Raw genomic sequence first — 26,223 nt, forward strand, 5'->3', positions numbered from 1 at the left:
TAGTTTTAATAAAAAATATATTTATCTCTATTATATCCCTAAAACACGGTAAATTTTAAAATTTTATCGTTTTTTTTAATAAAACTTTCAAATATACCTTACATTTTTCTCGAATATGGTATATAATTAAATATAAATTTAATATAAAGTATTTCAGGAGGTACATAGTTAATGTTTGGTACAGTAAAATGGTTTAATGCTCAAAAAGGATTTGGATTTATAGAAAGCGATGAAGGTGGAGATGTTTTCGTACATTTTTCCGCCATACAAATGGATGGATATAAATCCCTTGAAGAAGGTCAAAGGGTTCAATTTGATATTGAACAAGGTGCTAAAGGACCTCAAGCTGTTAATGTAGTTACTGCTTAATTTAGTACCGGAATCAAGGCACTGATATATTATCAGTGCCTTTTCTATATTTTATGTTACTTTTAAAACGCTATAATGAGTCCTCCATCATTTGCATATACTGTGCTGATTCCAGCTGTCTCCACAATTATTATATCTTTAAATTTATATTTTTTACGTACTTCTTCCCTAAATTGCAGCGCTTTTTCCAGACAATTACAATGTGCTATCCCAAGTATCTTTTCTTCAAAACGCTCTCCATGCTCGCCTATTAGATCAACTAATCGACGTAATGCCTTTTTGGATCCCCTGACCTTCTCAAGAACGCTTATTTCTCCCTCACCATTATCAGACATTATGGGCTTTATGGAAAACATAGATGCAATCTTCCCTTTAAGGGCATTCAATCTTCCGGCTTTAACTAGATTATCAAGGGAATCTAAAACAAATAACGTCTTCATTTCTTTTATATATGCATTAGTCTTATCAATAATAGATAAATTATCGCATCCCTTGTTTATTAATTCTGAGATCTTCATACCAACAAGCGTTTCACCTATAGAAGCACTTAATGAGTCAAAAACATGGATAAACTTATTTCCTATTTCCTCCTTGAGCATTTCCTTTGCCATCATAGCAGAATTATAGGTGCCACTTAGTTTGGATGATAGGGTAACAACAAAAATATTATCACTATTTTTATATGCCTCCATAAAATTGTTTGGAGAAGGACTCGCTGTTTTAGGAGATTCAGTGCTATTTCCCATATGGTGTAAAAGCATTTTTGTATCGAGTTTCTCATCATCCTTATAGCTTTTTGAGCCTATATGAATATTTAAAGGAACAAGACCTATGTTTAATCTCTTTTTTAGTTTTTCATTTAGATCACAACAACTATCTGCAATAATTTTATATTTCATAAATTCACTCCTTCCCATTTAGTTCTCTTTTATATTATACAGCATTATTTTTTGGTAAATCAAGGATCTTACTGAAAAATAAATATTTATATGTTATAATAATTATTGTATATAAATATTATAACATATAAAGGTGGTAGATTGCATGGAAGATATAAGTTTGGAATGCTACAACAAACTTATGCACCTAAGCTGGAGAATAATAAAACAATCTCGAAAGAACCTTGCCAATCTAGGTTTTGCATGGAATCAATACACCGTATTAAAAAATATCAATCCTGAAGAATCCATTACATTATCGGAGCTAAGTATTCGTACATCTAAGGACTGTAGCAATTTAACTGCCATTGTAGACTTTTTAGAAAAAAAAGAGCTAGTAAAACGCAATGTAGATACTCGAGATAGGCGAGCTATAAGAATACAACTGACGCACAAGGGAAAAAAAGTAAGAAAAGATACCATATCACAACATGAAATCTTTATACATTCATTATTTGATAATATTGAAGATATGGAGATTCAGGATTTTATGGGATCTATAGATATTGTAAATGATAAGATAAATCTGTAGGAGGCGCTTACATTGCACAGCTTCAAAGATTCTACATTTTTTTCATTTATAAAGGAACGTAAATGGCACTACATAATAGGTATACTACTTTTATTTTTAATAAACATACTACAACTTATCGTCCCCAAGATAACAGGAAAGGCAATAGATGGGCTACAACAAAGGGCTATAACTGAACATCAACTCCTTATTTATGCTGGTCTAACCCTCTTAATAGCCATACTAGTCTTTATTTTAAACTATTTAAGTAGAATACAGATAATAGGCTCTGCAAATCTATATGAATTTGCTTTGAGAAATAAAATGTTTCGACATCTCCTTGACCTTTCAATGAACTTTTATAATAAAAAGGCGGTTGGAGATATAATTGCCCTGTCCATAAACGATGTGAATGCCATAAGAATGGCCATGGGTCGAGGTATAATGATCATATCCGATACGGTATTTATGCTTATAGCCAGCATATATATAATGAGCAAGGGTATAAACCCTAAGCTTACCATTATAGCCTTCATACCTTTGCCATTTATGGTATATGTTATGCTAAGGTTCGGCAAAATAATAAATATAAGATTTAAAGCAGTGCAGGAATCCTTTGCAGATCTTACCCGAAAGGTACAGGAAAATGTTTCAGGCATGCGCATAATAAAATCATTTGTACAAGAAGAAAATGAAATAGATAATTTCAATACCATAAACGAAGATAATTATAATAAAAACATGGGTCTGGTAAGAATACAAGGACTATTTGGTCCATTAATCTCATTCATTTCTTCAATATCATACATGGTAGTATTGGTATGTGGAGGAAATCTAGTTGTAGATAATGTAATAACCCTCGGAGATTTTATAGCCTTCAATAGCTATCTTGGAATGATAATACGCCCTATAGGCTTTATAGGTATGATAATTAACTTTATCCAAAGGGGTGAAGCTTCAGCCAGCAGAATAAATGAATTATTCAGTGAAAAACCTTATATACATGACACGCATTCCATCCCTGCCGGTGCATACCATAATAAAAGACTTAAGGGTAAAATAGCATTTAGAAATTTAACCTTTAAATATCAAGGTCAAGAAAAATCTGCATTAAAGAATATAAACCTCACCATACAACCAGGGAAGACTCTGGCTATTGTAGGTAAAGTAGGCAGTGGTAAATCCACACTTATACACCTTATACTGAGACTTTATAATCCTGAAAAGCAAGGCCAACTTTTTATAGATGATGTAGATATAATGGATATACCTTTAAAGACGCTTAGGGATAATATAGGCTATGTTCCCCAGGATAACTTTCTCTTTTCTACTACTATAAAAAATAATATTGCTTTTTCTCCTAGAAATATAAATTATGAGACAGTAGAAAAAACTGCAAAGATTAGTCAAGTATATGATAACATAATAGAATTTCCAAATGGATTTGATACCATGTTGGGAGAGAGGGGAGTAAACCTGTCCGGTGGTCAAAAGCAACGTATATCCATAGCCAGAGCATTGGCAAAAAATCCATCTATAATTATATTAGATGACGCCCTATCAGCAGTAGACACAAATACAGAAGAAAGAATATTAGAAGGCCTCAAAACCTTTATGAAAGGCCGTACCGCTATCATAATAGCACATAGGATATCTACCATAAAGGATGCCGATGAGATAGTAGTACTGGACGATGGCAGAATAATAGAACAAGGAACCCATGAAGAACTTCTTAAAAAAAGTGGAGCATATTATGAGATGTATCAAAAGCAGCTCCTCGAAGAAGAGATAACTACTGCATAATAATTGTATAAATTCGTTATATAGATAGAAAGGGATAATATATATGGGTAATCATACAGAAGCAAAGAAAGAGTCTAAAAAAGCAAGAAAAAAAAAGGATAAAAACCTTATAAAGCGATTGATGATATATGCAAAACCTTATTGGTATTATTTCTTAATAGCAATTATACTGATACTCGCAATATCAGCCTCTGGACTTGCAAGACCCTATATCATAAAAAAGGCTATCGACGACAACATCACAAAGGCATATAATAACACTATCTCTCCCGCCCAGGCCAAGGATGGCATAAAAAATCTAGGTATTTTATTCTTTGTACTCATATCTAGCGAATTTATATTTGGCTATATACAAACATACACTCTACAGTCCACCGGCAAGAAGATCATAATGAATCTTCGAAATGATGTCTTTAGCCATCTACAGCATCTGCCCGTATCCTACTTTGACAAAAATCCCGTTGGACGTATAGTAACTACTGTAATGAATGACACAGAGGCTTTAAATGAAATGTATACCGAAATATTGGTGGGGTTCTTCCAAAATATATTTTTGATGATAGGCATAATAATAATCATGTTTAAATTAAACAGCAATATGACCATCTTAAGCCTATCCCTTTTACCCATCATCGCCTTTGTCACAGTCCTTTTTAGAAAAAAAGCCAGACAGATTTTTACAGATATACGTTCGAAATTGGGCAGATTAAACGCATTTATGTCTGAACATATATCCGGTATGAAGATCATACAGACATTTAATATGCAGGATAAAAAATACAAAGAATTTGAAGCTATAAATAAAGAATATTATAATGGCCGATTCAGACAGATAAAATTATTTGGTATATTAAGACCACTTATGGACATAGTACGTTCACTGTCACTTGCCATATTAATATGGTACGGTGGGAAAAATATAATTCAAAATAGTCTTGAATTCGGTACCTTATATGCGTTTACCAATTATATAAATCTGTTTTTCCATCCCATAATGTACTTTGCGGAAGGATATAATACTATCCAGTCAGCCATAGTATCAGGAAATAGAATATTCAATCTGCTAGATGAAGAACCCGAGCCTCAACCAGAAGTGAATGATAAAATATCCGTATCAAAACTAAGGGGAGAAATAGAATTTAAGAATGTATGGTTTGCCTATGAAGATCAAGAGTGGGTTTTAAAAGATGTATCATTTAAAATAGAACCAGGCGAATCTGTAGCATTTGTAGGTGCCACAGGCGCCGGAAAAACCAGCATCATAAACCTGATATGCGGTTTTTACGAAAATCAAAGGGGCAATATATTAATCGATGGCGTAAATATTAAAAATATGGATAAAAAACAGCTTCGTAAAAATATCGGCATAGTCCTGCAGGATGTATTCCTATTCTCAGGAGACATTGAAACTAATATCAGGTTGTTCAACAAGGATATAACGACTCAGGAAGTAATAGAGGCTGCAAGATATGCAAATGCAGATCATTTTATAAATACCCTGTCCCAAAAATATAAACACCCTGTCCATGAAAAAGGCTCCACCCTATCCATGGGTCAGAGACAATTGCTATCATTTGCCAGGGCATTGGTGATAGATCCCAAGATATTGGTAATGGATGAAGCCACCTCCAATATAGATACTGAAACTGAGATACTTATACAACAGGCCTTGGCAAATCTCATGAAAGGCCGAACCACAATAGCAATTGCCCATCGCCTGTCTACCATACAAAATGCTGATAAGATAATAGTCATACACAAAGGTAGAATACGGGAGATGGGCAACCATAGTGAACTTCTTAAAATAAGGGGCTTATACTACAATCTATACATGCTACAATATAAAGACTACCTGGTTTCATAGCCTTTATTTCTTCCTTACCGAATTTTCAATCTCCAGCCCTGTACTATAATCTAACTGCCTGGGCTCATATTCATCGTCGGTCTTCCTTTGTCTTGTCATGCCAGTATAATCCCAAGTAGCAGGCCTCGCATCCTTCCTCCAAGGTCGTCTTTCCCAATAATACCCTCTAAATGGATCCCGGGTATCATTCATCCAATCAAGGAGTCTATCATGAAGTCTATCGCGTATCTCATCATATTCCTTAGAATCTATAAGATTCTCCAGCTCCCCTGGATCCTTCTCCAAATCATATAGCTCATCACTGGTCAAAAGATTTATAACCAGTTTATAACGACCATCGAATACCGCCCTTGCAGGTTGAAAACCTCCAAATCCATCATGATCCACTTCATATCGTCCAAACTCCATGAATATGGCATCGTTACACCTCACATCTTTATCCATGAGAGTAGGAAGTATACTCCCGCCTTCAAATGCCTTGGATTTGGGCAACTTCATAGTTTCCATTATAGTCGGTACCAAATTTATATGGGACACAGGATACTCACATACACAGCCCTCTTCTACCATTCCTCGCCATTTTACTATAAGAGGAATATTAGTTATCTCGTCATACATAACTGGCCCCTTACCATTTAAAGAATGGGAAAATAGCATATCCCCATGATCTGATGTATATATAATCAAAGCATCGGGGGCATATTTCTCTACAGCATCTAAAACCCTGCCTATCTCATAATCTATATATGAATTACACCCTAGATAATAGGCTGGTTGTATCTTTAGTTTATCCTTGTCTCCATCCAAGCTGCCTCCCGCCCATACCCTCTGATGCTCGGGCTTGTCACGAAGATCATCCCATATATTTTTGTGTTTGGGATACTCGTAACCCTTGTACATGGATGAGAATGGTGCTGGGCATACAAATGGACCGTGAGGCTCATCATATGATACCACCAAGAAAAAATCCTCTTCATTGTATTTTGACATAAAATCTATAGCCCTGTTTGAACATCTATGGCCAAAGGTAAAGTCCTCTTCTACTTCTCTTTTCTCCATTATGGCAGGAGTTCTAGACCATTTCCTGTCCTCAGATGAAAGTTCCTCTAGATAACATCGCATATCATACCAGTAATCCTTATCCCATCCATCAGGGCATCTGCCTAGTCCAAAGTAGTCGCCCCCATCTAAGTGCCACTTGCCTATATATGCAGTATGAATACCATTATCACTTAAACGCTGCCCTATAGTCTTAACGTTTGCCCCCAATGGCATACAATTTGACCAGCTGCCATTTGAATGGGGATATGTACCAGTAAATAATGCAGAACGGGCCGGACCACATACTGGCTGCACCGTATAAGCCCTGTTAAACCGCATCCCCTCATCTGCCAATTTATCAATATTAGGTGTTTTTATATCCCTATTGCCATAGCATCCCACCAAATTAGTGCCTTGTGAATCGGTCATAATAAAAACCACTTGTCTCTTCCCCACAGTGTTCCACCTCTTTTTGATAATAAAAACTTCTATATATATAATATCAAATTGAAAAAACTTACTCTAGTGATAATGTTATCACTCTTTAGCACAATAGTATCAATCTTAGAAGCTAACCATATTGTTTATAAACCCTTATATAATGAATCTAGTTATATGGATATATATCATATACACCCTGAGGACAGGTATTAAATTCCACAACGTTTTTTTCTAAAACCTTTATGTCTATATCCTCTCCTCCATATTCCACCCTAATTGGTATAGGTGCATATATTACACATCTTTCCCCTTTGATGGAAGTTACACGAGCCTTTTGTAAACTACCGCCGGACCACCTTATATCTACTTCAAATCCACCCCTTGCCCTTAACCCTTCTATGCTCCCATCTTGCCACTCATTCGGAAGCGCAGGTAAAAAGTTTATAAAGCCCTCATGACTCTGAAGTAGCATTTCTCCGATTGCCGCTGTAGCACCAAAGTTACCATCTATCTGAAACGGTGGATGAGTATCAAACAAATTGGGTAGGGTGGATTTTTTAAGAAGCTCAAGAAAATGATCATATGCATTATCCCCATCCCTTAATCTTGCAAAAAAGTTTATCATCCATGCCCTGCTCCACCCAGTATGACCACCACCATATTTTAGGCGACGTTCTATTACCTCCTTTGCAGCCCCCATAAGTTCAGGAGTTTCATGCCATGTAATCTGCCTTCCTGGGTATAGAGCAAATAGATGAGACATATGTCTATGACCAGGCTCTGCTTCATCAAAATCCTCCAACCACTCTTGTATCTGTCCATGCTTGCCAATCTTTAAAGGCGGTAGCTTTTTTATAGCATCTATCAACCTTTGCCTAAACCCCTCATCTATCCTAAGTATCTTGGAGGCCTCAATACAGTTTGTAAACAGATCCCATATTATCTCGGTATCCATGGTAGGACCAGCACATACTGAAACTACCTGACCATCCTCTGTAACAAAAGCATTCTCCGGTGAATTTGATGGTGCCGTCACCAGATATCCGGTCTCAGGATGCTCTATCAAAAAACTTAGATAAAACTCTGCGCTTCCCTTCATTATTGGATAGGCCCTTTTTAAAAAATCTTCATCTAAATCATATGCATAATGCTCCCAAAGATGCTGGCACAGCCATGCTCCAGCAGCTGAAAAGCAACCCCAGCTTGGATGCTCACAGGGCGATGTAAAACCCCATATATTTGTAGCGGTATGCACTACCCATCCTTCCGCACCATAGCATATGCTAGCTGTCCGCTCTCCAGGCTCCACCAAAGATTTTATAAATGGAAATAGGGGTTCATGGCATTCAGATAAATTAGTTAATTCTGCCGGCCAGTAATTCATCTGAAGATTTATATTTAAGTGATAATCACAATTCCATGCAGGACTTATCTCTCCGCACCATATACCTTGTAAATTGGCAGGCAAGCCACCTGGGCGGGAGCTAGATATTAAAAGATACCGGCCATATTGGAAATATAGCCCCACTAGTCCCTTATCCTGACCGCCATTTCTTAACCGTTGCAGCCTAACATCGGTTGGCAGATCTTCTACCTGATCCGCACCTAGATTTATTTTAACTCTATCAAACAAACTCCTATAATCTAAAATATGCTCTTTAAGTAGCTCCCCATAGCCTTTTTGTATAGCCCTATCTATACGCTCTCTACATACCTTTTCAGGATCTTTATCCAGATAATCAGTAGCAGCAGCTATTATTATGGTTACCTCATCAGCTCCCGCCACCTTTATAGCATCTTCTATATTAAGCATTGCTCCATTCTTTGCTAGTACCTTCATATGGGTCTCGAATTTTATACCCTTATCACAGGCTAATTGCCCCTTCATTACCATATAATCATTTCCAAGTACATATGCATTAGCCTCCCGCTCCCTGCATATGGAGGCAGTTAGGGATATATTACTTGAAATGCTACAGGTAATATTTAAAACCATTACTTGGGCTTTGGCACTACTAAACATCTCTCTATGAAATTTTGTATTTCCCATCTCATAGCCTACTTTGGCTATAGCACTATCTATATCAAGTTCCCTTATATAATCGTGGGCATCATCCTGTTCATGATCAAAATGGATGTATAAATCCCCTAATGTCTGATAAGATCCATATGGTGCATCGGCAGCATTTCCTAGATTGGTTCCACCTCCCTTACACACCATATACTTTTCAGAGAGCAGTTGTGCTTCTTTATACCTTCCTTCAAAAAGTAGGCTACGCACCTCATCCAAATGCTTCAGCATCTCTGGATTATCGGATTCCTCAGGATAACCTGAAAACATGCTAATTTCATTTAGCTGTATACGTTCTTCCTGTATTCCACCAAATATCATGCCACCTAACCGCCCATTGCCTACAGGTAAAGCCTCATTCCAATCATTTGCTGGTTTTTGATACCATAACCTTAGATTTTGCATTTGATCCTCCCCACTAATCCATCTTGCTGATTTTATTATTCACCCTTACCTGCTCAGATCTGCTACATATATTTTTATCTATATATACATCCTTGCAATATTTTATATCTAGCGCATATTGATTATTTTCATTTTGTGGATAAGTATCAGTAGGCTCTATGGTGTTACCAGTAAACTTAAATCCTTTAACCGAATATCCCCATACAAGTGCAGTACTAAAAGTACTGAACAAATTATCCTCTATACTTATATTACTATGATAACATCTCCCTTCATCAAACTTTCTAATCTCGGGATCTATATCTATTACAGCCCTCCCCCAGGGGCCATACACATAGTTACAATCCATAAACTTATTTTTTCTTATGGTAATGTCTCCTACACTGCCTGATTCAAACCAACTGTTGGCATCTCCGGAGATCTTTATGGCACTGCCTGGTATGCTAAAACTATTATTTTCTATGAGCACCTTTTTAGGTGTGGTTATAAGAAAACCTCGAGCCCTATTGCACCTTGCAGTACAATTTTTTATTATCAATTCCGGCATCCATGTGATATTCTCTATTACATGATCTTCTTGTATACCATCTGGCAAGTCATCTTCAAAAGTAATAATAAAATAATCCCTATTTATACGCTTTACATCAGAAACCCTACCATGTCCATAAGTAAGTAGCGTATCATTATTCACAAATGCTATTTGATCACCAACATCGCATATATCTACTCCCTTATGTTGATAATGCATAAGTTTAGCTAGTATAGAATTTGAAGATAGTATATCTTCAACCGCAGTATATATGCCATGAACATTTGTGGCATCATCTGCCTGATTCTCAAATAGGCAATCCGATATATTAATTACACCTTTACAATTTACAAAATGGGTAGCATCAGCAAATGCAGTAAATATCCTGTCACTTCCAGGTCTTATCCTTACATTTGCCCTATTTAGACTTATATCCTGGCTCTTTTGAGCTATTATCCCCATTCCGTTTACATAATGAATATCAATCTGCTCTAGTAAAATATCTCTACTATCCTTTATAAATATACCGGCACCATTTCGATTTGCACATCTTATCAAAAGCTTATTGCCAACCTCCGGCAATCTCTTAAAATTACCCCTTAGCCTTATTCTATTTCCTTCACCCTGCTCAAATTTTATATCACCAACAGATGTACCCAATGGATCATCCCAACTTCCATAGGCCGGTCCTTTGGTATGGGCATCAAACTCCATAAAACCCCATGGACTATAGCTCCATCCTTCACCAATAAAAAATATTTGACCATCTTGTATCTTATATGAAGATTCATTAGACATACCTAGCTCTATACATTCTGAACTTACATCCAATATAGTACCTTGAGAATAAAATGGTTTCTCCCAATCTATACTCATATTTTTGATGATAACTTTAGATGAATGCTCTATAACAAAAGGTATCATTATACCATGAAATATAAAATCCGAACCTTGCCCATCAATAGTAATATCATCAAAGTTTATAACAGGAAATGCTACTCTCTTTAATCCATCATCATCATGGTTGGATATAAAATACGTGCCTTCAAATGCTTTGTCTGGCCAAAAATGATATGTCCCTTTAGGAAAAATAAGTGTAACATTTTTATACTCCCTGCATTTTTCTATAGCATTAATTACTGCCAGGGTAGCATCAGCTTTAGAACCAACATCTATGTCAAAATCTTTTATATCTACATAGTGCACTATAAAAACACCTCCATAAAAGCAATTAAATACATTCTATATAAATATAGTATATTATAAATCCCCAAAGGCAGCAATGCACTACCATCAAAAAAACTTTAGCCCTTTATAGCTCCTACCATTACTCCCTTTACAAAATATTTCTGTAAAAATGGATATATACAAAGTATGGGAGCCGTTGCTACAATTATAGTACAATACTTCAGCTGCTTTTTGATAAGTTCATCCTCTAAAGGTCTATTTATACTCATGGTATTTTTATCGGCATTTATTATAAGTATCTCCCTTAAGAATACTTGAAGAGGATATAAGGCCCGATTTCTTAAGAAAATTACCGCATCAAACCAACCATTCCAGTGACCTACACCATAAAACAAAGCCATAACTGCCAAAACCGGAAGGGATAGAGGAAGTATTATTTTAAATAATATTACTATGTCATTAGCTCCATCAATTCTGGCCGATTCTTCCAAACTATCAGGTATTCCCATAAAGGATGTTCTCATAACTATTAAATTCCATGTACTTATAGCACTAGGGATAACAATTGCCCAACGAGTATTTAGCATGCCTAGATTCTTTACCGTTAAAAAGAATGGTATAAGCCCGCCTCCAAAAAACATGGTAAATACCACTAAAAACATTATAGGTTTTCCCCATAATAAATTTTTTCTTGAAAGCCCATATGCCCCTAAAGATGTCATAAAAAGATTTATGGTCGTTCCTACTAACACATAAAACAGAGTATTTTTATATCCTATAAAAATATTCGGATTTTGAAAAACCATCTTATATGCCTGATTCGAAAAACCCAAAGGTGCCAATAATGCCCCCTGATGCTTTATTAAACGACTTGGATCGCTTATAGATGCAAAAACTACATGCAATAATGGATACACTGTAACTATCATTATAATTGTCATTATAATGACGTTGATAACACCAAATACCCTTTCACCTTTGGTCCTCTTTATACTACTCATTAAAATCACTTCCTTTTACCATAGACTCATGTCATTGACTTTTTTACTTATAGTATTTGCCGATATCAAAAGTACAAAATTTACAATAGAATTAAACAAACCGACTGCGGCACTATAGCTATAGTCAAAGTTTATCAAACCCCTCCTATAGACAAAAGACGAAATTACATCTGCAGTCTCATAGGTAAGGGGATTATATAGCAAGATTATCTTTTCCCAACCTACACTCATCATACTGCCTATCTGTAGAATCAATAAAATCATTATGGTAGGAGCTATACCTGGGATGGTAATATGAATGGTTTGTTTCCATCTATTTGCTCCATCAATAATAGCTGCTTCATATAATGACGGGTCTATATTTGTAAGGGCTGCCAGATAAATTATGCTTCCCCACCCTAAATTTGTCCATATCTCACTCGATATATAGATAGTACGAAACAATTCCGGTCTTGTTAATAGATTAGACCTTTCACCTCCTAATGAGACTATTAAATCGTTTATTATACCATCAGATCCTGTAAAATCTATAATCAATCCACAAATAATAACTGTCGATATAAAATGTGGCAGGTATGTTACAGTCTGCACCGTCTTTTTAAAGGTACTATTTGCAATCTCGTTTATTAAAAGCGCAAAAATTATAGGCGCCGGAAAACCAAAGATCAAATTATAAAAACTTATTGCAAATGTATTTTTAACAAGTCTCCAAAAATAATAACTACCCAAAAATTCTTTAAAATATTTAATGCCCGCCCATGGGCTACCTATTATTCCTAATCCAGGCTTAAAATCTTTAAATGCAATGACTGCCCCATACATAGGTATATAATGAAAAATAATATAAAATGCTATTACTGGCAGCAATATTAGATATATATACTTATTCCTTTTAAAATCCTTGGCTGCTCTCTCTCTAAATGACTCTTTATGCATTACAAAACACCTCTCCCTTCTAAATAGCCTAGAGGCATAATATTATATTGCCGATCCAGACAGGATGTATAACCATTCCAACCTAGACCGGCAATATAGAAATTGCTACTTCCTTGCGTTGTACCTATCTAAGGAATCCTGCTGTATCTTTATAGCATCATCTATGCCCATTGACTTAACCTGTGCAACATATTCATCAAATTTATCGATAGGTTCAAGGCCCATGATAAACTTCAAAAACATCTCATCCACATATGATTCTATCTCGGTCATTACAGACCCGAATTTTGTGCTCTCCTCTTCTGTCTTGATCATACCCTGAGGCAGCACTCCCTTTATTGTAGAATCACTCCAAACATCCCATGCTTGGTGCTGAAGATCATATGGATATTGAGAGTCGTTTTGATCCCAGTATACAAACCCTCTAAAAACAAATGAAGTATACTTATATGTCATTTCCATATGATTTTCTTCCATTTCTTTGGTCCTCTGCGGCTTACCGTCTACCATATCATAGGTGACACCTTCGATACCCCAATTCATCATTCTGGTTGCTTCCGGGGTATATGAAAAATCAATGAGTTTTGTAGCCTCTACAGGATGTTTACATGATGTTGTAATGTATAAACCTCCACTAAGCCCATGATAACTATCAGCAAAATTAAATTTGTCCCCTTTATTTAAAACAGTATATGGTGCCACTACCAATTCAGCCTTTGGATTTTCCTTTTGTATTACAGTTTCATAATATGTTCTGTATTCCCACAGGTGTATACATGCAGACCCCACATCCCCTGCCATCAACATAGGCGTTAGGTTATCCCAATATCCATGTGTAGCAAAGTCGGGATCAAGAAGTCCTTCATTATACCATTTGTTAAATGTAAGCAAGAAATCCTTATATCCAGACTCTATTGGACCATATTTCACCGTTTCGCCCTCTCTATAAAAACTATTATTTACTCCATAGGCTCCTATAAAATTGCCGGCATGCACTATTGTGTCCCAGTCCTTATGTGCCCAAGCCAGAGGGATCTTTACTTTTCCGCTCTCTTTGAAGGCAGTAAGTACCTTATACCATTCATCTATGGTCTCTGGAACTTCCAGCCCCAATTCATCCAGTAGATCTTTTCTAAGAACAGGTCCTACATAGGCCCTGCCTTTTTCACCATCTAAAGTAGGTATTACTGTAGCCCCAAATCTAATTATTGTACCATCATCGGCCTTTACTAGCTTATTATATAGTTCGTTTGACAGTACATCCTTTTTAAAATTAGGTGCATGCTGTTCTACAAGATCATTTACATTGATTAACAATCCGTCATTCATGGCTGCCTCGACGCCACCTTTATAGTATGAGTCAAAAAAGCCCTTTACTATATCAGGCAATTCGCCGGAAGCAACCATTATATTGAATTGTTCTTCTTCCTGCCCCACAGGCGGGTGTATAAATTCTATATCTATACCAGTTATCTCCTGAACTTTTTTAATTGCCTCATTTTCATCTAAATTATTTACGTATTTAGCCTCAGTGGGATGTAATGAAGAATAAAGTGATAGTTTTAGAGGTTTGTCAACTATAGGAAGCTTCAAAGCATCATCACTTGCTTCGCTATTATCATCTTTACTATCCGTCTTATCCTTTATATCCGTTTGTTCGTCACTGCTTACTTCACCATCATTATTTGTGTCTTTCTTTGTACAGCCTGAAAAAACACCAAGGAGCATGACAATCGCTAAAGCTAAGCAAAGAAGTCTTTTTTTATTTTTTTTCATGGAAATCCCCCTCTTTATTTTTTAGGGAAGCGCGCTTCGTTTGTGATTTTTAGTTTAATATATGATTTAAATATTGTAAATCGGTATTTTTTTATACGTAGTGATAATTGTTCAATGTGCGATAACAATGGGCATAAGAGGGATCGGCAAATTTTTTTATATCCGTATTTTTTAACTTCTATAGTATTTCTCTATATTTTCCAGGTGTAACACCTTCATATCTCTTAAATACACGTATAAATGAATCACTATTTATGTAACCAACGTTCCTAGCTATGGTTTTTATGGTCAAATCTTGGTTTTTCAGTAATTCCTTTGCATTATCCAGCCTTGTTTTATGAATATAATCCAATAAACCCGTACCTGTACTTTCCCTAAAAAATTTAGATAGATAAGAAGTGCTCATACCCATTTCCTGTGCCAATGATGACACGCTCAGATCCGGGTCAAAATATCTATCCTTTATAATCTGCTTAATAGTTTCAATTTGATCAACATATAGTCCTTCCTGCTTTTCTAGTGCATATTTATCTATATCATCCAAAATACCATCCATCATATATTGTAAATCCTTTATATTTTGGCAGCTAGAGAGTTTTTCCAACACATCAAATTTACACAGTAAATTCTCATTATATATATTGCCTGCTTCTCCTACAGCATTGATAAATGTACTGGTCAGCGCAAACATCCTACATTTTGCTAAATACGCACAAACCGATGACTGGACAAAATAGTCCTGTATAATATCATTTAAAGTAGATTGGGCTAAATTATAATCCGTAACCTTTATACAATTGGAAAACTGTTCTTGAGCATTATTGAAATTGTCAATCCCTACAGTGTCATCTCTCAACTCCTTAATATCATCATAATAGGTAATCAATTCTCCACCCATTAAATTTCTGTATTCAACAACCTCGATTGCCTGCTGATATGCTTTTGATATACCCATAGCAGTTTTATATATATCACTAACAGCTACAGAAAAAACAATTCCAAACTTTTCTTTGATAAACGACATAGCATATGCAGCTACATCGATCAGCTCCCCTTTCCCGCTATTTTGGGATACCCCATGTTTAAAATTCACTAGGCAAACAAGAAACTTGTCCATCTCAACTAGATAACCTACATTTTTTTGCCCTATCAGTTCCTCTATTACATTCTTTATTATAAAGTTGACTATTGCAAGATCCTGATCTTTAGTCCCTGTGTCATCATCAAAAAAACTTTCTTCAATATCTTCGATATTAAATATCATAATAGCAAAATCGTTGCTATAAAAATATATATCATAGGATTCACACGCATCTATAATAGGTATATTTATATTAACCTGTCCCTTAATTAACCTTTTAAGAAAGTTATCTTTAAGCATCTGCCTTTGCTGTTCCAATCTATTCTGCAACTTTTTCTTTTCATCCAGGGTCTTGTCGATAAAATCCTGTATAAATTTAACCTCATTCATATCCCTATTTGTAGATAAGCTGGCCTCTTTGCTTAAAGCTTTAACAAGTCCGTCTATAGGATCATAATTTTTTTTAGAAAAGAATATAGTCAGCATTATTCCTAGCGTAAGACAAATAGACAGGCATAAAATAGCTAATCCATTTATAAAATTAGCTTTTTGCATATATATATTTACAGGAATAATTGAAATGTATTCCCAATCACAAACATTAGACCTGATATGTGAAATGACCACATCTTGATCCCCTATTTTACCATGCATTGTTTCTTTTGCATTTGATAATTCCTTGTATTTGGCATATTCAGGCAGTTCTATCTTTTCTGTAGAAAACAATATTTGATCTTCATTATCAATAATTAATACTGCTCCCTGGCTAACCCGTTCAATATTCTTTATAGCACTATTAAAAGCCTTATCATCCAATTCAATAACTACGGAAGCTAAAGGATCGGCTTTATATTGCATGGGAATAGTTTTTACAAAAGCTATACTTTTTCTATATCTATCGTTTTTCAAAAATTTAAATACATGTTTTGGAGATTTTTCTGTCATCAAGGTATACCAATAATCATACGTCATAGAACTATAATTAAATCGTTCAAATGCATATTTCGAGTCAAACGACACATTGGGAGTTATTACTAAGTCCGTATTTTTTTAAAAAATATATAAGTTATTTATAAAACTGTTGGCTACAGTATATGAATGCAAATCATCTATAATTTGCTTCATAGTATATCGATTCATTGCATCCAATTTATTCCTTACATTCATCGTACTCAATACGCGATTATCTAAACTAATCATAAGCAATAGGTTGTTTACATCAATTAATCGACTATCTATGGTTTGTTGTACCTGACGTAGCATAGCCGTATTTGATTGAGTTATTTCATTCTTTACAATATCCAGTGATTTAAAATAGATTATTCCACCAATTAATATAGGTATAATTAAAATACAAATATAAGAAATTAAAAAAGAGAAAACTATGCTTCGTTTCCTAAAAAATTTACCGGGCCTCATCTAAACCCTCCAAAAATAAATTTACATCAGAATAAAATATTTTCTATTATATATTATCATCATAAAATAGTTTGAATTCAAAATTTAGCAGGCCCAATACTATTCCTAGTTATAACTTCTACAGGGATCACAGTCTGAGATGATTCATATGAACATTGTTCTATCATATCTACTACCCTACCGGCTGCTGTCCTTCCTATCTCGTAAAAGTTTTGGTCCACAGTAGCTAATGGAATATCAAGACTCTCCAATATCTCTACATTGTCAAACCCTATCAACGATATATCTTCAGGTATCTTTATATCCATATTCCCCAATTCCCTATATATAGCCATAGCTAAATAATCATGCTCCGCAAATATAGCAGTCACATTTTTAACTATTAAACTTTTCAAAAGTTCTATCGTCTGTGGCGCAAATGCATCACCATTATAATCCAGTGCAAAATGAATTATATCGTTATTTATAGGTAGACCATGATCCTTTAAGGCTTTGCAATAACCAAAAAAACGCTCCCTCACAGTACTTATATCCTCTATATAAAGGTTGGTCAAATATGCAATACGCTTATGCCCCATCTCTATAAGACAGGATGTTGCCTTATACCCTCCATCAAAATTATCCGACACCACTGAGCATGCAGGTAATGATTGGAAGTATTTATCAATTAACACTATTGGATAGCTGTGTAAATATAGATCATACAGAACATCAAAATTTGCCCTTGCTATTGGGTAATGGATTATACCGCTTATTCCATTTCTGGGTAGTTCCAATAATGCTCTTCTTTCTTGGGCAATATCGTTGTTCGTAGTATATATATTAAGGTAGTACCCTTTATCTTTTAAGCAATCATTAGCCCCTCTTATATAATCAATACGCCTACCTGCTGCACCATCCGAAGGCAAAATCATGGATATAACCTTATGGGAAATACCTTGAACTACTTTGTTTTCCAAAGGCAATACAAAACTACCCTTGCCCTGTTTCCTATAAATAAATCCTGCCCTCTCTAATTCCACCAGTGCCCTCTGAGATGTTATACGGCTTACACCATATTTTTGGGCCAATTCAAATTCTGTAGACAGCTGATCTCCCGGTACTAACTGTCCACTTAAAATTTGAGCCTTTATGTCATCTACTATTTGAGAATATAGGGGTTTACTTTTAGACATTTTTTCATTCTCCCATTAAAATTTTATGTATAATAATGATTATACCTTATTATTAAGGTAGCACATACTATTATCAATGTCAAACTATTTTTACCATTTACTTTAATTCATAATTTGAAGATAAATAGTGTACTATAAATGATAGAAGGGGCGAAATTAAAAATTTCGCCCCTTCTATCATTTTTATAAAATTATTTGTACTCAGGAAGCCAATCTCCATGGGCATCTATAAGATCATCACACAAACTCCTTATATCATCTATAGATAACTCCGAAGCTGTATGGGGATCCAACATAGCAGCTTGATATATATACTCTTTCTTTCTGGTGATAGCAGCCTCTATAGTCAACAAATGCACATTTATATTTGTTCTGTTAAGTGCAGCTAGTTGCACCGGTAAATCTCCTACATAACATGGTATAATGCCGCTTTTATCTACCAGGCAAGGCACCTCAACGCAAGCCTCTTTAGGCAAATTAGTTATAAGCCCAGTATTTATTACATTGCCTCCTATCTTATATGGTATGTTTGTTTCCATAGCCTCCAATATATAAGATGCATATTCATGGGTTCTGTTGTGGGTTAGCTGTTTGTCATTTACCAGATCGTCTCTCATATGCTTCCAGTCTTCTATCTGTTTTATACATCTTCTTGGGTATTCATCTAAGGGTATATTAAATTTCTCTATAAGCTCGGGATATTTGCCTTTAATAAAATATGGCATATATTCGGCATTATGCTCACTGGATTCAGTAACATAGTAGCCAAACTGCTTCATAATTTCATATCTCACCATATCGTTATGGGGAGTTTCCCTTTTTAATGCCCGTTCCTTAATCTCAGGATATAGATCCTTACCATCGTGTGTTATCTCCAAAAGCCACGCCATATGATTTATACCAGCTATCTTCCACTGCACATTCTTATCATCCATACCTAATCCCTGCAGCAGACCAGGAGCACATACCTGTACGCTGTGACACAAGCCCACTGTCTTTATATCTGTAAATCTTTGCACAGCACCTGTCACCATGGCCATAGGATTTGTATAGTTTAAAAGCCAGGCATCCGGACATACATCCTCCATATCCCGGGCAAAATCTAAGAGTACTGGTATGGTTCTCAGTGCTCTAAATATGCCTCCTATACCTAAAGTATCACCTATAGTTTGCCTAAGTCCGTATTTTTTAGGTACCTCAAAGTCTATCACTGTACAAGGCTCATATCCACCTACTTGTATGGCATTTATAACATAGTCAGCACCTTCTAAAGCCTTTCGCCTATCGGTATATGCCTCTATAGTAGCATAATTTCCATGGTTCTGATTGATATTTTTAAGCATATTTTCCGAATCCTTAAGGCGCTCTAGGTCTATGTCATAAAGCGCTATATGGGAATCCTGAAGGGCGGGAGTCAGTATACAATCCCCTAATACATTTTTAGCAAATACAGTACTACCTGCTCCCATAAAAGTAATCTTAGCCATATTTACTCCTCCTAACATTTCTCTTTAATATAGATTCTATTATAAATATCTGTAAAGTAAATGGAAAAAAGTCATCAGTATATGGTATAATGTCTTATATGCGTATAACCTTTTATATATTAAAGGAGGTTTCTATGCCTTATATAACAGATACAAAACTGAATAAAGGCGATCTTAACATATACCAATGGGGCACTGAAAAATGTCAAGCCCGTCATCATTATGGACCTGCAGTTAGGGACCATTATCTTATACACTACATAATGGAAGGTAGCGGAAAATTTGAGGTGGAAGGTAGATCTTATACATTAAAAAAAGGCCAGGGATTTCTCATATGCCCAGGTATAATTACATATTATCAGGCCTCATTTGATACTCCATGGCATTATTCCTGGGTAGGCTTTCAAGGAAAGATGGCTACAAAATACCTTAGCCTTGCAGGTCTTGATCAAAAAAACCCCATATTTCTATATAATAAAGACAGCTATATAAAGGATTGTCTGGATAAAATGAATAGTATAAGCCAATTTAAGCCCCATTCTGAATTGAAGGTTACTGGTCTTTTATATCTTTTTTTATATAAACTCATAGAAAATAATTCATCAAACAATGTAATAGAACCGCAAAATAGAAAGGAACTATATGTGCAAAAGGCAGTAGAATTCATAGAGAAGAATTATTCTAGGAAAATAACCATATCATATCTAGCTAAATATATAGGGATAAATAGAAAATATCTATATGCCCTATTTAAAGAATTCTTAAATACATCCCCTAAACAGTTCCTATTACAATATCGAATGGACAAAGCCTGTGAGCTTATGGAGCATACTTCCCTATCCATAGGAGATATATCCCGTTCTGTAGGGTATGAAGATCCATTGTTATTTTCCAAAATGTTCAAAAATATAAAAGGTATGTCCCCTAGTAATTATAGAAATAAGTTAAATTCATAAATATTTAACATTTTTTAAATGAAAAAGTGCTTAGCATTTGATACAATAAATAAAGAAGTTACTACTTTTCCCCATAATATATTCAGGAGGAGTAACGATGAATTTAATTGATGTTTTTTTAGAACAATATATACGGAAAATCGATTTTTATGAAAATGCTTCAAAAATATGTGCCCAAATATGTGAAAGTGAATTGGAAAAAGAGGGCATAAGGGCCATTGTAACCTATCGGGCAAAAAGGGCAGATAGATTAAAGGAAAAACTCATAAAAAGGAACAAGGTGAAACACTACAAGAATCTTCAACATATATATGACGATATAAAAGATTTGGCGGGAGTAAGGATCGCCATATACTTTCCCAATGATATACACAAGATTGACCGATTTATAAAGGACAAGTTTGATGTAAAGGAAATTAAAAGATTTCCGGAACAATCAAACGTCAATTATCATATAGATGATGAGAAAGATGGAGAATATAAAAAGGTATTTTCAGGTTATAATGCCACACACTATAGAATTCATTTAAAGCATCAGGCTGACAATCCTGAAAATGACAAATATACCAAGGCTGTTATAGAAATCCAGGTAGCATCCGTCCTTATGCACGCATGGGCCGAAGTAGAACATGACCTGGTCTATAAACCGATGAATGGTCATATATCTGTGGACGAGCATGAAATTTTAGACGAACTTAATGGATTGGTACTGGCAGGAGAATTGGCATTAAGAAGACTACAAAAGGCCATGCAGGATAGAATAAAAAAAAGTGGTACTGCTTTTTCAAACCACTATGAATTGGCCGCTTTTATATACGACGGCATATGTGCTTCAACAAATATTAGAAGCGAGGATATTACCATGGGTAGGGTAGATCTCCTGTTTAAATTTTTGAAGGCAGCACAGTTCAATAGATCCGAATATATAAATAAATATATTGATGATATAGATCCTGAATGCAAAGATACGTCTGTTGTTGAACAGATTATTGATATGATAATAGAAGAGGACTCTTCCTTATATAGAGTCTTTTTAGATATAAAAAAACAGATGTCAAATAAAAATCCGTATAGCAACTCATATGAAGATAATAATGGAGAACAAAGTAAAAAATCCATGTTATATTTTATAGATAAGCTTGCTGACCTACAATTTATAATCAACCATTTTATAGATAAGTTTTATCCCGATATGGCTGGCAATTTTCAAACCAATTTAAATAATATAATAAATGTAGTAAACGATGACGATATTGCACAAAAGTTAAAGGATATAAGAAAGATAAATATGCATATAATACATGGAAATTTTGTACCTTCCGATCAGGAACTTATAGATGGGGGCAACAAGATAGAATCTGTTATAGAAAAATTAATTACAAGGTTTGATCCGTCGGAGCAGATAAATCTAAGAAAAAAAATCGATGAAGTAAATATAAATATTGGATAGACTTCAAAAGGGATCACCTTATATAAGGTGATCCCTTTTGATTATAATCCATTTGTAATCCATTTCATAAATATTCTCTTAATATTTGAGATAAATGTATTTTCCATTACATCGGAATCTGCATATAAAGGCCTTATAATAGACACTTCATCTGCTAGTGATACCGCTACATTCCCTATTTGATCTCCCGCCTTTACAGGTGCCTTTATCGCGTCAGGAAGATCAAATTTTATTTTTATATTTTCCTCTTCACCTTCTTTAACAGGCAATATTATATCATCTTTTATTACAGCACCTACTTCCTTTTCAAAACCATCCTCAACATGTATCTGCTTTAAAAGCTGCTCAGATGAAAAAACAGTATATGGCTTAAACGTATCAAAGCAATAATCCATTATAGCCATGCTATCTTCAAACCATGGCTGACAATCAAGTACAACACATACCAGCTGCATATTTGACCGCAATGCAGAAGATACCAAACATCTGCGTGATTTTTTGGTATATCCAGTCTTTATACCATTACCGCCTTCATAATCCCATAATATCTTATTCTTATTTTGCAATACCCTATCCCATTCATGATTCTCCCAAGGTATTTTTTTATATTTCGTAGATACAATAGTTCTAAATATTGGATTTTTCATAGCATAGGTAGAAATAAGCGCCAGATCATAAGCAGTAGTGTAATGCAGATCATCATGTAATCCATGTGGATTTACAAAATGTGTATCCTTAGCACCAAGCTCAATAGCCTTCTTATTCATCATATCTACAAAATTTTCTAATGAGCCTCCTATATGTTCCGCTATAGCTACAGCAGCATCATTGCCAGAACGGAGCATAAGACCGTACAATAGATTTTCCAAGCATATTTTTTCACCCCTATCTAGATATATGGAGGAGCCTTCTACTCCATACGCCTTATCCGATACGGTCACTATATCATCCATACTACCATTTTCAATGGCAAGTATTGCAGTCATTATCTTTGTTGTGCTAGCCATAGGCATCTTTTTGCGGGCATTCTTCTCATATAATATCCTGCCGCTTTCCACTTCCATGAGTACCGCCCCTTTGGCAGCAATTTCAGGAGGAGCTGCAAAACACATTTCGCCACCCAAAATAGATATACACACTAATACTGCTAAAATTCTAATAATCTTCTTCATATATATGCCCCCAGTTTATTTGTTTGGCATAACATTATTATTTGTGAGGGCAACATTTTTATTCCCCCATTTTGTACCAAAACAGATCAATTTTTATTTCCATTTTTATATACATAAATAATAGCTTATAGTTTCAATACGTTTAATCATTTGATATAATAATGCTAAAAGGAGGATGGTTACATATGCAATACAGACATTTTGACAGATGGGGATTTGATACATCAATATTCGGCATAGGTTGTATGCGCCTGCCAGTTATAAAATCAGAAGATGGTAAGGAACAAATAGACGAAAAACAGGCCATAGAGATGATAAGATACGGGATAGATCATGGAGTAAACTATATAGATACTGCATATCCCTATCACGATGGCCAAAGTGAACCAGTCGTAGGAAAGGCATTGAAGGATGGATACAGGGAAAAGATAAAACTAGCTACAAAGCTTCCTGTATGGCAAACAAAAAAATATGAAGACTTTGAAAAAATTTTAGACGAACAGCTTCAAAAATTAGATGTGGATTATATAGACTTCTATCTGCTCCACTCCCTCAGTAAATCAACCTGGGAAAAGGTAAAAAAGCTTGGAGTGTTGGATTTTTTAGATGACATGGTTAAAAAGGGGAAGATAAAACATCCAGCCTTTTCATTTCACGACGAATTTGATGTATTTAATGATATTATAGATTCATATGACTGGCATATGTGCCAAATACAGTTAAACATATTGGATGAAAACAATCAAGCAGGGGTAAAAGGATTAAAATATGCAGGTAGCAAAAACATTCCAGTGGTCATAATGGAACCCCTCCGGGGAGGCAAACTGGCAAATGTACCTCAGGATGTATCACAGATCTGGAATAAATATAGCATGAAGCGTAGCCCTGTAGAATGGGCCTTCCGATGGGTATATAACTTTCCAGAGGTTGCCGTTATATTAAGCGGCGTTAGCAATATGGAGCAGCTCAAGGACAATCTGGAGATATTCCATCATGCTACCCCAAATTCCATGACTCCGGAAGAACAAAAACTAGTACATGAGGTTCAAACGCTCTACAACAGCAAAATAAAGGTTAGATGTACCAACTGTAGATACTGTATGCCTTGTCCATCAAGGGTATCTATTCCATATATTTTTAGTCTTTATAATGATGCATCCATGTATGATGATTTCCCTGCATACAAAGATGAATATAAAAAACTGATAGAAAAAGGAAAAGATGCATCTAACTGTGTACAATGCGGCAACTGCGAATCTGTATGCCCGCAGAGCATATCAATAATTGACCATCTAAAAGAAGCTGATGAACAATTTAAAAGGGTGCTATAATTAGCACCCTTTTTGTATATTCTTTCCTTCTATCTCTGATATCATATCCACACGAGCTTTATGCCTCCCGCCTTCAAAGGGAGTATCAAGCCACATATCCACTATCATGGCAGCTAGATCCACTCCTACCACTCTACCTCCTAAAGCCAGTATATTAGCATCATTGTGCCTTCTAGACATGATAGCACTATAGCATTCGCTACATACTACAGCCCTTATACCCTTTACCTTGTTTGCAGCTATGGACATGCCTATGCCTGTCCCACAAAATAGTAGCCCCTTTTCATATTCTCCACTCGATACTGCATTTGCTACCTTTTCTGCATAGGATGCATATTCTGCCCGTTCTTCTGAATGACAACCAAAGTCTTTGTATTGAATACCCTTTTTATCTAAATGTTTTTTTATTGATTCTTTCAAATGATAACCTGCGTGGTCACTCCCTATAGCTATCATGCTTATCATCCTTTCATAAAATAAATGAATTATACTGTCTCTAGGATACCATACTTATGATATAATATAAATAATAAATTTGGTGAGGTGCAAATAATGGCAAATATGCGTCTGGATAAACTGCTGGTAAACACCGGTATAGGTAGTCGTAAGGAAGTGAAACAATATATAAAGCAGGGGATTGTGATGATAAATAATAATATGGCCTCTGATCCTGGTATGCATGTTGATCCCGAAAAAGACAGTATATATATTGATGGTAATAAGGTAGAATATAGAGATTTTTATTATATTATGCTGAATAAACCTAAAGATGTCATATCGGCTACTTGGGACAGCACAGATACAACGGTAATAGACCTACTACCTCCTAAATACGGACATGTCGATCTATTCCCTGCAGGCAGATTGGACAAGGACACGGAAGGGCTTATATTACTAACTAATGATGGGAAACTCTCCCACAGCCTACTATCGCCTAAAAAAAAGGTTGGAAAAACCTATTTTGCAATAATAGATGGATGCGTTACACAAAGGGATATCGATATATTTAAAAATGGTATAAAACTAGAAGATGATTTTATCACTCTCCCAGCACAGCTTGAAATTATAAAAGCAGGAGATAAAAGCGAAGTCTATGTAACCATATATGAGGGTAAATTTCATCAAATAAAAAGGATGTTTAAATATATAGACAAAAAAGTGGCGTATTTAAAACGCATATCCATAGGACCATTGGTCCTCGATCAAGATTTAGAACTTGGAGAATTTAGGGAATTAACAGCACAAGAGATAGAAGCTTTGAATAATATATAAATATATG

At 35.3% G+C, this 26,223-nt stretch carries 21 protein-coding genes; 8 read left to right on the forward strand and 13 right to left on the reverse strand.

Annotated features, from left to right (window positions below):
• The first annotated feature begins 171 nt into the window (after positions 1-171).
• On the forward strand, positions 172-369 hold the full coding sequence (locus tag EJN67_RS05965) for a cold-shock protein (protein ID WP_129723435.1): 198 nt from the start codon (positions 172-174) through the stop codon (positions 367-369).
• A gap of 62 nt (positions 370-431) precedes the next feature.
• Here the strand turns inward: EJN67_RS05965 and EJN67_RS05970 are convergent, their stop codons facing one another.
• Positions 432-1,268 carry a DegV family protein gene (locus tag EJN67_RS05970; RefSeq protein ID WP_129723436.1) on the reverse strand — a complete coding sequence of 279 codons (837 nt, stop codon included), beginning with the start codon at positions 1,266-1,268 and terminating at the stop codon, positions 432-434.
• A gap of 145 nt (positions 1,269-1,413) precedes the next feature.
• Here EJN67_RS05970 and EJN67_RS05975 point away from each other — a divergent pair, with 145 nt between their 5' ends.
• Genes EJN67_RS05975 through EJN67_RS05985 form a run of 3 tightly spaced genes read left to right on the forward strand, consistent with a single transcriptional unit; the run spans position 1,414 to position 5,485 of the window.
• Complete coding sequence (locus EJN67_RS05975) at positions 1,414-1,839, forward strand: MarR family winged helix-turn-helix transcriptional regulator (RefSeq protein ID WP_129723437.1); 426 nt, start codon at positions 1,414-1,416, stop codon at positions 1,837-1,839.
• Between the two features lie 12 nt (positions 1,840-1,851).
• On the forward strand, positions 1,852-3,621 hold the full coding sequence (locus tag EJN67_RS05980) for an ABC transporter ATP-binding protein (RefSeq protein WP_129723438.1): 1,770 nt from the start codon (positions 1,852-1,854) through the stop codon (positions 3,619-3,621).
• A 43-nt stretch (positions 3,622-3,664) separates the two neighbouring features.
• Positions 3,665-5,485, forward strand: a complete 1,821-nt coding sequence (locus tag EJN67_RS05985) for an ABC transporter ATP-binding protein (protein WP_129723439.1) — start codon at positions 3,665-3,667, stop codon at positions 5,483-5,485.
• Positions 5,486-5,488: 3 nt separating this feature from the next.
• Here EJN67_RS05985 and EJN67_RS05990 read toward each other — a convergent pair whose 3' ends face one another.
• The 10 genes from EJN67_RS05990 to melA form a co-directional block, all read right to left on the reverse strand.
• A complete protein-coding gene (locus EJN67_RS05990; RefSeq protein ID WP_279387720.1) occupies positions 5,489-6,982 on the reverse strand; it encodes a sulfatase-like hydrolase/transferase in 1,494 nt (497 codons plus the stop codon).
• 151 nt (positions 6,983-7,133) lie between these two features.
• Positions 7,134-9,443, reverse strand: a complete 2,310-nt coding sequence (locus EJN67_RS05995; protein WP_129723440.1) for a glycoside hydrolase family 95 protein — start codon at positions 9,441-9,443, stop codon at positions 7,134-7,136.
• Between the two features lie 13 nt (positions 9,444-9,456).
• The gene (locus tag EJN67_RS06000) at positions 9,457-11,178 is read right to left on the reverse strand and encodes an alpha-1,3-galactosidase-related protein (RefSeq protein WP_129723441.1); all 1,722 of its coding nucleotides are present in this window, start codon (positions 11,176-11,178) and stop codon (positions 9,457-9,459) included.
• A 98-nt stretch (positions 11,179-11,276) separates the two neighbouring features.
• Positions 11,277-12,161: a carbohydrate ABC transporter permease gene (locus EJN67_RS06005; RefSeq protein WP_129723442.1), complete on the reverse strand. Its 885-nt coding sequence runs from the start codon at positions 12,159-12,161 to the stop codon at positions 11,277-11,279.
• A gap of 15 nt (positions 12,162-12,176) precedes the next feature.
• Positions 12,177-13,097 carry an ABC transporter permease gene (locus EJN67_RS06010; RefSeq protein ID WP_129723443.1) on the reverse strand — a complete coding sequence of 307 codons (921 nt, stop codon included), beginning with the start codon at positions 13,095-13,097 and terminating at the stop codon, positions 12,177-12,179.
• A 105-nt stretch (positions 13,098-13,202) separates the two neighbouring features.
• The gene (locus EJN67_RS06015) at positions 13,203-14,873 is read right to left on the reverse strand and encodes an extracellular solute-binding protein (protein WP_129723444.1); all 1,671 of its coding nucleotides are present in this window, start codon (positions 14,871-14,873) and stop codon (positions 13,203-13,205) included.
• Between the two features lie 178 nt (positions 14,874-15,051).
• On the reverse strand, positions 15,052-16,899 hold the full coding sequence (locus EJN67_RS06020; protein ID WP_165000766.1) for a helix-turn-helix transcriptional regulator: 1,848 nt from the start codon (positions 16,897-16,899) through the stop codon (positions 15,052-15,054).
• A 105-nt stretch (positions 16,900-17,004) separates the two neighbouring features.
• The gene (locus EJN67_RS06025; RefSeq protein WP_129723446.1) at positions 17,005-17,373 is read right to left on the reverse strand and encodes a hypothetical protein; all 369 of its coding nucleotides are present in this window, start codon (positions 17,371-17,373) and stop codon (positions 17,005-17,007) included.
• Between the two features lie 77 nt (positions 17,374-17,450).
• On the reverse strand, positions 17,451-18,548 hold the full coding sequence (locus tag EJN67_RS06030; protein WP_129723447.1) for a GntR family transcriptional regulator: 1,098 nt from the start codon (positions 18,546-18,548) through the stop codon (positions 17,451-17,453).
• Positions 18,549-18,739: 191 nt separating this feature from the next.
• A complete protein-coding gene (gene melA, locus EJN67_RS06035) occupies positions 18,740-20,035 on the reverse strand; it encodes an alpha-glucosidase/alpha-galactosidase (protein WP_129723448.1) in 1,296 nt (431 codons plus the stop codon).
• Positions 20,036-20,169: 134 nt separating this feature from the next.
• Between melA and EJN67_RS06040 the strand changes: the two genes are divergently transcribed.
• Both EJN67_RS06040 and EJN67_RS06045 read left to right on the forward strand, forming a co-directional pair.
• Entirely contained in the window at positions 20,170-20,991 is an 822-nt protein-coding gene (locus EJN67_RS06040; RefSeq protein ID WP_129723449.1) for an AraC family transcriptional regulator, read from the forward strand.
• Between the two features lie 97 nt (positions 20,992-21,088).
• Positions 21,089-22,441 carry a GTP pyrophosphokinase gene (locus tag EJN67_RS06045; RefSeq protein WP_129723450.1) on the forward strand — a complete coding sequence of 451 codons (1,353 nt, stop codon included), beginning with the start codon at positions 21,089-21,091 and terminating at the stop codon, positions 22,439-22,441.
• Positions 22,442-22,482: 41 nt separating this feature from the next.
• Here the strand turns inward: EJN67_RS06045 and EJN67_RS06050 are convergent, their stop codons facing one another.
• Entirely contained in the window at positions 22,483-23,613 is a 1,131-nt protein-coding gene (locus EJN67_RS06050) for a D-alanyl-D-alanine carboxypeptidase family protein (protein WP_129723451.1), read from the reverse strand.
• Between the two features lie 185 nt (positions 23,614-23,798).
• Between EJN67_RS06050 and EJN67_RS06055 the strand changes: the two genes are divergently transcribed.
• A complete protein-coding gene (locus EJN67_RS06055) occupies positions 23,799-24,944 on the forward strand; it encodes an aldo/keto reductase (RefSeq protein WP_129723452.1) in 1,146 nt (381 codons plus the stop codon).
• Here the strand turns inward: EJN67_RS06055 and rpiB are convergent, their stop codons facing one another.
• A complete protein-coding gene (gene rpiB / locus EJN67_RS06060; protein ID WP_129723453.1) occupies positions 24,945-25,400 on the reverse strand; it encodes a ribose 5-phosphate isomerase B in 456 nt (151 codons plus the stop codon).
• 96 nt (positions 25,401-25,496) lie between these two features.
• Between rpiB and EJN67_RS06065 the strand changes: the two genes are divergently transcribed.
• On the forward strand, positions 25,497-26,216 hold the full coding sequence (locus EJN67_RS06065; RefSeq protein ID WP_129723454.1) for a pseudouridine synthase: 720 nt from the start codon (positions 25,497-25,499) through the stop codon (positions 26,214-26,216).
• Positions 26,217-26,223 lie beyond the last annotated feature (7 nt).

It is taken from the genome of Xylanivirga thermophila (genome assembly GCF_004138105.1).
In the GTDB taxonomy this organism is placed as follows: domain Bacteria; phylum Bacillota; class Clostridia; order Caldicoprobacterales; family Xylanivirgaceae; genus Xylanivirga; species Xylanivirga thermophila.

Coding starts and splice junctions, on each gene's coding strand:
- EJN67_RS06030 (WP_129723447.1), bottom strand. CDS start 18,548: ATGTCTAAAAGTAAACCCCTATATTCTCAAATAGTAGATGACATAAAG.
- EJN67_RS06025 (WP_129723446.1), bottom strand. CDS start 17,373: ATGAGGCCCGGTAAATTTTTTAGGAAACGAAGCATAGTTTTCTCTTTT.
- EJN67_RS06005 (WP_129723442.1), bottom strand. CDS start 12,161: ATGAGTAGTATAAAGAGGACCAAAGGTGAAAGGGTATTTGGTGTTATC.
- EJN67_RS06050 (WP_129723451.1), bottom strand. CDS start 23,613: ATGAAGAAGATTATTAGAATTTTAGCAGTATTAGTGTGTATATCTATT.
- EJN67_RS06045 (WP_129723450.1), top strand. CDS start 21,089: ATGAATTTAATTGATGTTTTTTTAGAACAATATATACGGAAAATCGAT.
- EJN67_RS06015 (WP_129723444.1), bottom strand. CDS start 14,873: ATGAAAAAAAATAAAAAAAGACTTCTTTGCTTAGCTTTAGCGATTGTC.
- EJN67_RS05975 (WP_129723437.1), top strand. CDS start 1,414: ATGGAAGATATAAGTTTGGAATGCTACAACAAACTTATGCACCTAAGC.
- EJN67_RS05985 (WP_129723439.1), top strand. CDS start 3,665: ATGGGTAATCATACAGAAGCAAAGAAAGAGTCTAAAAAAGCAAGAAAA.
- EJN67_RS05965 (WP_129723435.1), top strand. CDS start 172: ATGTTTGGTACAGTAAAATGGTTTAATGCTCAAAAAGGATTTGGATTT.
- EJN67_RS06065 (WP_129723454.1), top strand. CDS start 25,497: ATGGCAAATATGCGTCTGGATAAACTGCTGGTAAACACCGGTATAGGT.
- EJN67_RS06055 (WP_129723452.1), top strand. CDS start 23,799: ATGCAATACAGACATTTTGACAGATGGGGATTTGATACATCAATATTC.
- EJN67_RS06020 (WP_165000766.1), bottom strand. CDS start 16,899: ATGACAGAAAAATCTCCAAAACATGTATTTAAATTTTTGAAAAACGAT.
- rpiB (WP_129723453.1), bottom strand. CDS start 25,400: ATGATAGCTATAGGGAGTGACCACGCAGGTTATCATTTGAAAGAATCA.
- EJN67_RS06010 (WP_129723443.1), bottom strand. CDS start 13,097: ATGCATAAAGAGTCATTTAGAGAGAGAGCAGCCAAGGATTTTAAAAGG.
- EJN67_RS06040 (WP_129723449.1), top strand. CDS start 20,170: ATGCCTTATATAACAGATACAAAACTGAATAAAGGCGATCTTAACATA.
- EJN67_RS05970 (WP_129723436.1), bottom strand. CDS start 1,268: ATGAAATATAAAATTATTGCAGATAGTTGTTGTGATCTAAATGAAAAA.
- melA (WP_129723448.1), bottom strand. CDS start 20,035: ATGGCTAAGATTACTTTTATGGGAGCAGGTAGTACTGTATTTGCTAAA.
- EJN67_RS05995 (WP_129723440.1), bottom strand. CDS start 9,443: ATGCAAAATCTAAGGTTATGGTATCAAAAACCAGCAAATGATTGGAAT.